The following is a 10900-nucleotide window of genomic DNA, read 5'->3' on the forward strand; positions in this document are numbered from 1 at the left end:
CCAGGCACGGTCCCGGCGTCACGACGGAGCCGCGCCGCAGGCGCGCGCGGTCTCGGCCGGGTCCGCGCTGTACCGCAGCGCGGACCGGTCGAAGGCGCCGGTGAGGTTGTCCCAGAATCGGTCGAAGGTGAGCGGGTGCCGGACCGACGCAAGCAGCCGCCGGATGCCGGGACAGGCGAGCGCCCGCCGGGCGTCGCCGTACCGTTCGCCCGGCGAACCGGCGGCGGCCACCTCCCACTCCGACGGCAGGTACTTGTCGTGTCCTGGCCGGCCGTGCGGGAACGGCCGCACATGCGCTGCGAGCGGGTTGGACAGCCCGATGTGGTCGTGCACCCGGACGTCCAGTGGGGTCAGCATCCCCACCGTGCCGATGCAGCAGGTGAGGATCGTCGCGCGGTCCCCTGCGACCGGGAATGCCCGCCATGCCCCCTGGTCGGCGGCCACCACGGTGCCCTCGCCGCGCTCGGCGAAGGTATGCAGCGGATTACTCATCATCGGTACCTGGGCGAAGTCCTCGGCGAGGATCGGATGCGGCTGCCCGGTGACCCAGGACCAGAAGGCCCGCTCGTCGGAGATCCCGGTGCTGTCGTGGATGGCGGGGCCGTACGGCACGCGCAACCAGCCGGCCGCCAGCACGGCCCAGAGCGGCACGACCAGCAGCGCGGCAAGGGTCCGCCTGGTCACCGGGAGCACGAACACCGGAAGCAGCAGGCAGAACAGGGGCGGCAGCACCATCCGGGCATGCATGAAGTCACCACCGACCCACAGCACGTACAGCGCCAGCGCGCAGCCGGCCAGCACGGGCGCGAGCACGAGCGGGAGCACCCGGCGTTCCCCGCGGCGCGGCAGCAGCCCGGCGGCCAGCGCCAGTGCCAGCAGCGGGATCCACAGCAGGTACGGTCCGGTCGCGTCGGCGAGGTAGGTCCAGCCCCGGCCCCAGCGCGCCATGGAAGCCTCCTTCGCCAGCGCGGTGTTCGGGATCAGCAGCCCGTAGTACCCCATCCGAAAGACCTGGTAGACCACCGGCAGCGCGCCTGCCACCGCCAGCCAACCAATCGCCCGTGCCGGTCGCGGCCGCAGCGCCACGAGCAGCGCGATCAGCCCGGCGATGCCGAACAGGGCCAGTTCGGGGCGCACCAGCGGGCCGAGGCCGAGCACCAGCGCGACCGGCCACACCCTCGCGGGAGCGCCGAGCACGCAGCGGACCAGCAGCCACCAGGACGCGCCGAGCCACAGCATCATCAGCCCGGTCTCCAGGCCCGAGGTGGCGAAGTCCCTGAAGGGCGGTAGCACGCAGACCACCAGGGCACCCGCTGGCGCCACCGCCTTCGCGCGACCGTGCAGCCGCCAGGCCGCGTGCAACCCGAATGCCAGCCCGGTCACCGAGCACACCAGGCCGGCACCGACGGCGAGCCACTCCAGCCGCAGCCCGGTACCACCGCCGAGCAGGGTCAGCAGCGCCGTCCACAGCACGCTGGTGTTGGTCTCCACCCGCTCGCCGATGTTGAACACGGGCCCGTTGCCCGCAAGCAGTTGCCGGACCGTGCGCAGGACGATCAGCCCGTCGTCACTCATCCACCGTGCCAGCCAGGCCAGCACGGCGAAGATCACCACGGTCGACCAGCACAGGGCCCGGCTCCAGCGGCTCCCTGGCGCTCGGGGAACCGGCTCCGTGCCGGTCGATATCGGGGCGGACACTGCGTGCTGCACGGACAGGGACATGAGCCCCAAGCTAGGAACGATCTTCGACAGCCCGGCGCGAGAATCCCACGGGAACGTGACGGTTTCTCGACAGCTCCGCACCCCGGCCCTGGCATGGGCGAAATGCCCAGAACGGCGAGGCCCGGCGCGTCAGGCCATGTTCCGGCACAGCAAGGCGTCCGGGGTTCCCGCGGGCGAGCCGAGGCGCCGGGTCCAGGCGACCCCGGCCACCTGGGCGTCGCGGGCGCACTGGCCTTTGTAGTGCCCGTGCGCGAAGTCACCGCCCGCGGCCCCCGGCGGGCGGGCATCGCCCCGGTCGAACCACACGACATCCGACCACTGCCCGGGTGCCCGGCCGGAACGCACGCAAAGCAGGGCGGAAAAGTCCGCCCCGCGCAGAGCGTAGCCGGTCGCGAAATGCCCTTCGGGACACTGGAACTTGGTGTAGCCGGGCGCCCAGTCGGTATCGACATATCGCTCGTCGGTCACCACCCGGTACCCGCCGCGCCACGGCGCACCGCCCCCGGCGTCGGAACACAGCCCACGCCCACCAGTGTGGCTGAGCCCGACCAGCCGGAGCCCGTCCGGGCAGGCCGCCTTGCGGGCCCCGCGATCCCAGTCCGGTTCGGCGCGCATCCGCATCGAACGCACCGCGTCCGCGTGGTCAGGGGCGAGCTGCCGCCAGCGGTCGGCCGGCCGGGCCGACTCATGGGGCGCGGTGACCAGCCTGCGCCACGCGGAGGCGCGCCAGTCGTCACCGTCGTCGATGCTCATCCGGTTGCCCTCGGCGTCCCAGTGCACGAGGGCCCAGCCGTTGCCCCGCCGGTCCTCATGCCAGCCGACCAGCGGCCAGTAGGCGAAGCTCGTTTCGCGCGCGACGAGGAAGTCGACGAAGTTCGCGAACCAGGCACGCGCCTTCGGATCGGTCTCCTCCCGCCCGCCGACACCGAACTCGCTGATCCACAACGGCGCGGTGAAGTGCCGCCCCTCCTCGGTGACGAAGAACGCCTGCCGCTGGAGTACCGCGAACAACTCGGCGCGGGACAGGTCCTGGTATCGCGGATCGCTGGTCTCCCCGATACCGGTGGCACCGCTGTGCCGCGGGCCGGTGTAGCCGTAGAAATGCGCCGAGTACACCAGCTTGCCGGACCGCACCAGCGTGTGCGAGAGGGTACGAGCCGGTTCCAGGGTGGGCCGCCCGTGCGGAAGGCCGTCCACCGGCAGACCGAACCAGTTGATCCCCTCGATGATGATCAGCAGGTCCGGGTTGGCCTCGGTGAGGATGCGATCGGCGGCACGCCGCGCCGCGGCGTGCCAGTCGTGCTCATCGCCGCCGCCCCAGTTCGGATCGTCCAGCACGTCCCGGCGCACCTCGTTGTACAGGTCCGCGCCGACCACCCGCGGGTTGCCCGCGTACCTGCGGGCCATCCGCAACCAGTCGGCCACCCAGCGCTCGGTGGTCTGGCTGCTGTTCCAGCGCTCGTTGCCGTCCACCCCGCAACACCAGCGCGAGGTGTTGGTGTGGTTGTTCAGCACGACAGCGAAGCCGTCCGCGGTCAGCGCCTCGACCACGGCGTCGTACACCTCGAGCCGGGTGAGGCCGCGCAGACGCGGATTCGCCGCCACCGCCGCGTCCGGCACCAGCGAGCCGTCCCGGATCATCTCGTTGGAGAAGGGCAGCCGGACGCTGTTGATGCCCAGTTCGTGAAAACTGTCCAGGATCTCCCGCACGGGCGCGCGGTCGAGGCCGAGCGGGATGCCGTTGCTCCGCTCACCCGCGTGATGGTTGGCCGGGTCGGCGCGGTCACCGCTGCCCGTCCAGGTCCCGCTGGCCCCGTGCCAGTTGCCCGCCTTGAGCATGAAGCGGTCGCCATCGGCATCAACGATGTACCGGCCCTGGGTGCTGAGCGGCCCTACCCAGCCGACCTCCGGTTGCCGCGCGGGCACGGCCAGTGACGTGACGGCGGTCAGCGCCACCAGCAAGGTTGTGAACATCCTTCACATTTTCGCCGACGCGGGCCCGGTCGACAAGACTCGGCCGCTCGGAGCGGGAGTCCTGGTGCGGCGCCCCTGCTGCGCCGCACCAGGACTCCTTCAGTTGCCGGGCGCGCGGATATGGCGGCCCGGCTGGCTGAGCAGCGGCAAGTCCGATCCTCGCACGACTCGCCGCTCGATGCCTCGGTAGCCACGGTCGCACGACCGAGTGGTTACCGCACTGGTACACCAGTTTCGACAGTAAGAATATCCGGCCACGCGGTCAACGCGAGGATTCGGGCGAGTGACCGTGGCCGCACTCCGGGATGGACGGTGACCGATCCCGGAGCCGACCAGCACACTCGACCACCCGTTCGAGTGAACATTCTTCTTGTGCGACTCATCGGCGAATATCGAATATACGTTCGAGTACACTGGCGTTATTGATCCCGACAGACTCGAGCCCGCCTTCCGGCATTCCCCACCCCGAAACAGCTCGACCACGGGGACGCCCGTCCCGAGGTGGTCAGTGAAAGAGCGCGTCATACGCACCGGGCCCGGGCCAACTCCAACTGGAGGCGCTCATCATGAAGGCAACCGCACCGGCCAGCGCGACCGCGATCGCGAGCAGGCCCAGGTACGTACCACCACGGGCCAGGTTCTCGCCGCCCCGCAAGCGCGCACCGGCGATCATCCCGAAAATGACCGCGAGCGTGCCCGCGGGCAGCACGGCGAACCACAACGCGCCGAGTACCAGCGCGAAAACAATGGTGACCAGGGAATGCGGGGTTGTCTCCGGCATCCAGGGGAGCACGAGCAACCAGGCGCCCCAGGTCGACAACGCCAGAACCAGCCCGACCGAGCTGATCGAGAGGGAGGCGATGGCCAGCCCTCGGCGCGGTCGCACGGCATCCGCGGTGACGTCCGTGTTGTCCGTATTCTCCGTTATGGGCGTCTGCACTGGCCCTCCCCTATCCATGGTGGCACGTCGTTACCATCGACATCGTGCCCGATCAGGTATCCGCCGACACCCTTCCGGCGCCGTTCGACTCCGCCTACTTCGCGGATCCCTACGCCATCCTCGCCGAGCTGCGAGAGTCCGGGCCGGTCCACCGCGTGGCGACCCCGGAGGGCGATCCGATCTGGCTCCTCACCCGCGAGGCCGACATCCGGGCCGCGCTCACCGATCCGCGGCTCGCGCTGAACAGGATCCACTCACGAGGCGGCTACGCGGGATTCGCGCTGCCACCGGCACTGGACGCCAACCTGCTCAACCGGGACGGCGCCGACCACACCCGGATACGCCGGTTGGTGTCCGGCGCCTTTACCCCGGCCAGGGCCGAGGCACTCGGCGCGGGCATCCGCTCGACGGCCACCCGGCTCGCAAGGACCATCGCCGAGCGCGGCGGCGGAGACCTGGTGGCCGACTACGCCGCGCCCCTTCCACTGGCGGCGATCGGCGATCTGCTGGACGTACCGGAGCCGGACCGGGAGCGGTTCGCCCAGTGGACCAGCACCATGCTCGCCCCGGCCAACCGCGCGCAGGTCACCGAGTCGGTCCAGTCCATCCACCGATTCCTGCTGGAGCTGATCGCCGCTCGGCGGGCGAATCCCGGCGAGGACCTGCTGTCCACCTGGATCGGTGCCCGGGACCAGGCAAGCCCCGACAACGCGGCCGCCGACAACACCACCTTCGACGCCACCCTCGACGCCACCCTCGACGACGAGCACCGGCTGGACGAGAACGAGCTCGTCTCGCTGACCTTTCTCGTCCTGTGGGCCGGGATCGAGAACATCACCCACCTGATCAGCCACGGCATGCTGCTCCTGCTCCGGCGTCCCGACCAGTTGGCCGCGCTCCGGGCGGATCCGGCGCTGCTGCCGGCCATGGTCGAGGAACTCCTGCGCTATGCCCATCCGAACGTGCTGTCCATCCGCCGGTTCACGACGGCGGAGGTGGAGATCGGCGGGGTACGCATCCCGGCGGGCGATACGGTGATGCTCGCACTGGCCTCGGCCAACCGGGATCCCGCACGCTTCCCCGATCCGGGGCACCTCGATCCCGCTCGCGCGGACAACCCGCACCTGGCGTTCGGTCACGGCCCGCACTACTGCCTCGGCGCCGCGCTGGCCCGGCTGGAACTCAGGATCGCGTTCGGAGTCCTCCTGGAACAGGTGCCCGCCATGGAGCTCGCGATACCCGAGCACGAACTGCGCTGGCGGCCCTCGTTCCGCTCCCTCGGCCTGCTGTCGCTTCCCGTCCGAGGGGGGTGCGATGGACAGCGGTGAGCTTACGGTGACGGCGGTGGCGGAGCTGTACGGGCTGGAACCGCTGCCGGTGGAGGGCGGCCTGTTCCGGCGGACCTGGGCGGGCCCGTTGGACGCCACGGGCCGTCCCACGGGATCGGCGATCATGGCGCTGTTCGCCGCGGAGGACGAGTTGTTCTCGGCGATGCACCGGCTGCCGCTGGACGAGGTCTGGCATTTCTACCTCGGCGATTCGCTCGAACTGCTGCTGCTTCATCCGGACGGCAGCGCCGGCGTGGAGGTGCTCGGCCGGGACGTTCTCGCCGGCCAGCGGGTGCAGCTGACGGTGCCCGCGGGTACCTGGATGGGCGCGCAGGTGGCACCGGGCGGGCGTTGGTCGCTGTGCGGCACCACCATGGCCCCCGGATTCGTACCCGAGGACTACGAGGGCGGCGACCTGGACACCCTGCTCGCCGAGTACCCCGCTGCCGCCGAGAAGATCCGCATGCTGTGCCGCCGGGACGCGCCCCTGCGGCTGTCGGAGGAGTGAAGCCGACCGAACGAAACACCGACCGAGAGGAGCCTTGCCATGCCGGATGCCTCGCTGCCCGACCTCGGCGGCGTGGTCGCCGTGGTCACCGGGGCCAGTGGGCAGGTCGGAGGCGGCATCGCGCTGCGGTTCGCGCAAGCCGGTGCCTCCGTGGTGGCGCACTACCACCGGGACCGGGCGAGCGCCGAGGAACTGGTGGACCGGCTCCGGGCCGCCGGCGCCGCGGCACTGGCCGTACCCGCGGACCTGAGCGAGGAACGGCAGTGCCGGCGGCTCGTCGAAACGGCGGCGGACTGGGGCGGGCGGCTGGACGCACTGGTCAACAACGCGGGGGTGCAGCCGGTGCAGGAGCTGGCCACGATGTCCGCCGAGGACTGGCGAACGGTGGTGGACACCAACCTGACCAGCGCCTTCTGCTGCACGCAGGCGGCGGCCGAGGCGATGCGTGCCGATGGTGGAACGATCACCCACATCGCCTCCATCGAGGCCACCCAGCCCGCGACCGGCCATGCGCACTACGCGGCCTCCAAGGCAGCGCTGGTCATGCACGCGCGCAACGCCGCACTGGAGTACGGGCCGCGCGGGATCCGGGTCAACACCGTCTCACCCGGGCTGATCCACCGTCCCGATCTCGAGGAGGCCTGGCCCGAAGGGGTGCGGCGCTGGGAACGAGCGGCACCGCTAGCCCGGCTCGGGCGGCCCACCGACGTGGGCAACGCCTGCGTCTTCCTCGCGTCCCCGATGGCGGGGTGGATCACCGGCCACAACCTCGTGGTGGACGGCGGAGTCGGCGCCCACCCCACCTGGTGAGGAGGCACGCCAGTCACAGAAATACGCTGTTGGGTGACTGCGCGTACGCGGCCGGTTCGGAATGGTTTCCGTCATGGGACCTCGACGTTCAGTACGCCCGGTCGCGACGATCGCCCTCTGCTGCGCGGTGCTGGCCGCCGCGTTCACGGCGCCACCGGCGCAAGCCGGGCCACAACCGGCGGTGCGCATGGTGGGCGAGTCGATCGTCCCGCACCAGCTCCGGTTCCTCGGCACGACCGTCGGCGGGCTCTCCGGCATCGACCGGGACCCCTACACCGGGGAATACGTGCTGATCAGTGACGACCGCTCCTACCAGCAGCCCGCCCGGTTCTACACCGCGCGGATCGACGTGGACGCGGGCGGGGTGCACGGCGTCACCTTCACCGGAACGCACGCGCTGCGGCAACCGGATGGCAGCACCTACCCGCCACCCACCGCGAACGACGGCAAGGCAGTCGACCCGGAGGAGATCAGGGTCGACCCGCGGACCGGACACTACTGGTGGAGCCAGGAAGGCAACCGGCCGAAGGGTCAGGACCCGGCGGAGCCACTGATCCAGCCGTCCATCGAGTTCACCGCACGCTTCGGCGGGCACGTCGGTAACCTCCCGCTGCCACGCCACTACCGGATCTCCCGGCACGAGCACGGCCCGCGCCGCAACCTCGTACTGGAAGCGATCACCTTCAGTACCAACGGTTCGGTATTGACCACCGCGCTGGAGGGCCCGTTGCTCCAGGACGGGCCGGAGCCGACAACCGAGCGCGGCGCGCTGGCCAGGGTGACCAGGCAGGAGCGGACCGGAGAGGTGCTGGACCAGTTCGCCTACCCGCTGGAACCGCTGTTCGCCGAGCCGGACCCCACCAGCCCGTGGAACCCGGACACCGGCGTGCCCGCCATCCTGGCCTACCCAGATGACCCATTCCGGTACCTGGTGCTGGAACGCAGCTACGTCCCGGGCTCCGGGTTCAAGGTACGGCTGTTCGAGACGGACATCCGGGGCGCCACCGAGGTCCAGGACCGGTACTCGCTCGCCACCGGGACGGTCCGGCCGATGCGCAAGCGGCTACTGACCGATTTACGTGACCTCAATCTATCCACTGTAGACAATATCGAGGGGATGACCTGGGGTCCGGACCTGCCCGGCGGCGAGCACACGCTCCTGCTCGTCAGTGACGACAACTTCAGCCCCGAGGAAGTCACCCAGGTGGTTGCGCTCGGCCTGCGCTGACCTGAAGCCGAACTCCTCGCCCGGCCTGTAACGGCGGGCCCGCCTGCAGCGAATCAGAAGGCAGCCGCAGCCGGCCCGCTCCGGCGAGGGAGGAGACACGGTGGAACGCGTTGGCCTTGCGGTCATCGGTGCTGGTTACTGGGGACCCAACCTGGTCCGTAACGCGCAAGCGACTCCCGGGTTACGCCTGGAGTACCTGTGCGATCTCGACCGGGAACGGGCGGGCCGGGTGCTCGGAGAGTACTCCACGGTGCGCGCCGGCGACTCCCTCGAGGAGGTACTGGGCGATCCCGCGGTGTCCGCGGTCGCCATCGCGACCCCGGCCGCGACCCACCTCAAAGTGGCGATGGCCGCGCTGGAAGCAGGAAAGCACGTGCTGGTGGAGAAACCATTGGCGACCAACCTCGCCGAGGGCAGGCAACTGACCGCCGCCGCAGAGCGACGCGGCCTGGTGCTGATGCTCGATCACACCTACTGCTACACGCCCGCGGTACGGCACCTGCGCGAACTGATCCGTTCCGGGGGCGTCGGCTCCATCCAGTACCTGGACTCGGTACGGATCAACCTCGGTCTGGTGCAGCCGGACGTGGACGTGCTGTGGGACCTCGCGCCGCACGACCTCTCCGTCTTCGACGCGATCCTCCCGGACGGGGTACGGCCCGTCGCGGTGGCCGCGCACGGATCCGACCCGATCGGGGCAGGACGCGCCTGCGTGGCGCATCTCACCATCCGGCTCTCCGGCGGGGCGATGGCGCATGTGCATGTGAACTGGCTCTCCCCCACCAAGATCCGCACCATGGTGATCGGTGGTTCCCGCCGGACCGCGGTGTGGGACGACCTGAATCCCAGTCAACGACTGTCCATTTACGACAGAGGCGTCGAAACCTATGATCCGGCCGAACTACCCCCGGAGAAGCGGGAGCAGACGATAGTCTCCTACCGGGTCGGCGAGATGGTGGCACCGGCGCTCACCGAGCAGGAGGCCCTGCGTGCGGTGATGGCCGAGTTCGCCGGCTCGATCCGCGAGCGGCGCAGCCCGCTCACCGACGGCCGATCCGGCCTGCGCGTGCTGGCGCTGCTGGAGGCGGCCACCGAGAGTTTGCGCAGCGATGGGGCATTCGTGGAGATACCCGAGGAGACGGTGTGATGGCGGCACAGCCGATCGAAGGGCAGCGGATCCTGGTCACCGGGGGAGCCGGAACCATCGGCTCCGCCGTGGTGGACCGGCTCGCCGAGGCGGGGGCGGCCCGCATCATCGTGCTGGACAACCTGGTCCGCGGCCGCAAGGAGAACCTGGCTGCCGCGGGCGCGGCCGCGGGAGACCGGCTGGAACTGGTCGAGGGCGACATCAACGACACCGCGCTGGTGCACGAGCTGACCACCGGGACGGATGTGGTCTTCCACCTCGCCGCACTGCGGATCACCCAGTGCGCCGAGCAGCCACGGCTGGCGCTGGAGTCACTCGTCGACGGCACCTTCACCGTGCTCGAGGCCGCCGCGGAAGCGGGCGTGCGCAAGGTGATCGCGTCCTCATCCGCCTCGGTGTACGGCCTCGCCGACCACTTCCCCACCGACGAGCGGCACCACCCGTACAACAACGACACCTTCTACGGTGCGGCGAAAGCGTTCAACGAGGGCATGCTGCGCAGCTTCAAGGCGATGTACGACCTGGACTACGTCGCGTTGCGGTACTTCAACGTGTACGGGCCACGGATGGACGTGCACGGCCTCTACACCGAGGTGCTGATCCGCTGGATGGAACGGATCAACCGCGGTGAGCCACCGCTGATCTTCGGTGACGGCGCGCAGACAATGGACTTCGTGCACGTCCACGACATCGCGCGGGCCAACCTGCTGGCCGCCACGGCGCCGGCGACCGGCGCGGTGTACAACATCGCCAGCGCCACCGAGACCAGCCTGCGGCAGCTCGCCCTCGACCTGCTCGCCGCGATGGGCTCCGAGCTCGAACCGGAGCACGGTCCGGAACGCGCGGTCAACGGGGTCACCAGGCGGCTGGCCGACATCTCCGCGGCGGAACGCGACCTCGGGTGGCGTCCGGAAATCGAGCTGCGGCAAGGCCTGCGCGACCTGGTGTCCTGGTGGCGTACCAGCACCGGCTCGGGTGTGGAATAACCACCATTTCGTCCTTTTTGGTGCTCCCTTACGAAAAGCACCGAACAAAGTTGACCCAGAGTGAATTGAAGGTAGCGTGGTCCGACGTTATCGAATCGGGACAAGGCAAGCGGCCGAATGCCGTAACGCGATGGTCCTTCCTCTCGACTAGGCCACCGTACTGGGACGTGGGTGCGGCAGGAACGAGAGGTAATAATGCCAGCGCGAAGCAACAAGAAATATACTTTCCGGATTCGAGGTGGGCGGGCCGTCCACCT

The 10900-nt window shown here is 69.9% G+C and carries 9 protein-coding genes; 6 read left to right on the forward strand and 3 right to left on the reverse strand.

Annotated elements, in window-relative coordinates; translation table 11 throughout:
* Window positions 1–18: 18 nt before the first annotated feature.
* From FB471_RS07645 to FB471_RS07655, 3 genes are all read right to left on the reverse strand, one after another.
* The gene (locus FB471_RS07645; protein WP_246076286.1) at window positions 19–1722 is read right to left on the reverse strand and encodes an arabinofuranosyltransferase AftB family protein; all 1704 of its coding nucleotides are present in this window, start codon (window positions 1720–1722) and stop codon (window positions 19–21) included.
* Window positions 1723–1851: 129 nt separating this feature from the next.
* On the reverse strand, window positions 1852–3696 hold the full coding sequence (locus FB471_RS07650; protein ID WP_141996633.1) for a glycoside hydrolase family 5 protein: 1845 nt from the start codon (window positions 3694–3696) through the stop codon (window positions 1852–1854).
* A 505-nt stretch (window positions 3697–4201) separates the two neighbouring features.
* Window positions 4202–4636, reverse strand: a complete 435-nt coding sequence (locus FB471_RS07655) for a hypothetical protein (protein ID WP_246076287.1) — start codon at window positions 4634–4636, stop codon at window positions 4202–4204.
* A gap of 44 nt (window positions 4637–4680) precedes the next feature.
* Between FB471_RS07655 and FB471_RS07660 the strand changes: the two genes are divergently transcribed.
* The 6 genes from FB471_RS07660 to FB471_RS07685 all read left to right on the forward strand — a co-directional run bounded on the left by FB471_RS07660 (window position 4681) and on the right by FB471_RS07685 (window position 10643).
* Complete coding sequence (locus tag FB471_RS07660) at window positions 4681–5964, forward strand: cytochrome P450 family protein (protein WP_141996634.1); 1284 nt, start codon at window positions 4681–4683, stop codon at window positions 5962–5964.
* Between the two features lie 16 nt (window positions 5965–5980).
* Complete coding sequence (locus tag FB471_RS07665; RefSeq protein WP_246076288.1) at window positions 5981–6472, forward strand: cupin domain-containing protein; 492 nt, start codon at window positions 5981–5983, stop codon at window positions 6470–6472.
* A 39-nt stretch (window positions 6473–6511) separates the two neighbouring features.
* Window positions 6512–7282 (forward strand): SDR family NAD(P)-dependent oxidoreductase, encoded by a 771-nt coding sequence (locus FB471_RS07670; RefSeq protein ID WP_141996636.1) that lies wholly within the window; start codon window positions 6512–6514, stop codon window positions 7280–7282.
* A gap of 73 nt (window positions 7283–7355) precedes the next feature.
* Window positions 7356–8510: an esterase-like activity of phytase family protein gene (locus FB471_RS07675; protein ID WP_211357984.1), complete on the forward strand. Its 1155-nt coding sequence runs from the start codon at window positions 7356–7358 to the stop codon at window positions 8508–8510.
* A gap of 100 nt (window positions 8511–8610) precedes the next feature.
* Window positions 8611–9657 (forward strand): Gfo/Idh/MocA family protein, encoded by a 1047-nt coding sequence (locus FB471_RS07680; protein WP_141996637.1) that lies wholly within the window; start codon window positions 8611–8613, stop codon window positions 9655–9657.
* Window positions 9657–10643: an SDR family NAD(P)-dependent oxidoreductase gene (locus tag FB471_RS07685; RefSeq protein ID WP_141996638.1), complete on the forward strand. Its 987-nt coding sequence runs from the start codon at window positions 9657–9659 to the stop codon at window positions 10641–10643. Before FB471_RS07680 ends, FB471_RS07685 begins: the two co-directional genes overlap by 1 nt.
* Window positions 10644–10900 lie beyond the last annotated feature (257 nt).

The sequence above is a fragment of the Amycolatopsis cihanbeyliensis genome (assembly GCF_006715045.1).
Lineage (GTDB): Bacteria > Actinomycetota > Actinomycetes > Mycobacteriales > Pseudonocardiaceae > Amycolatopsis > Amycolatopsis cihanbeyliensis.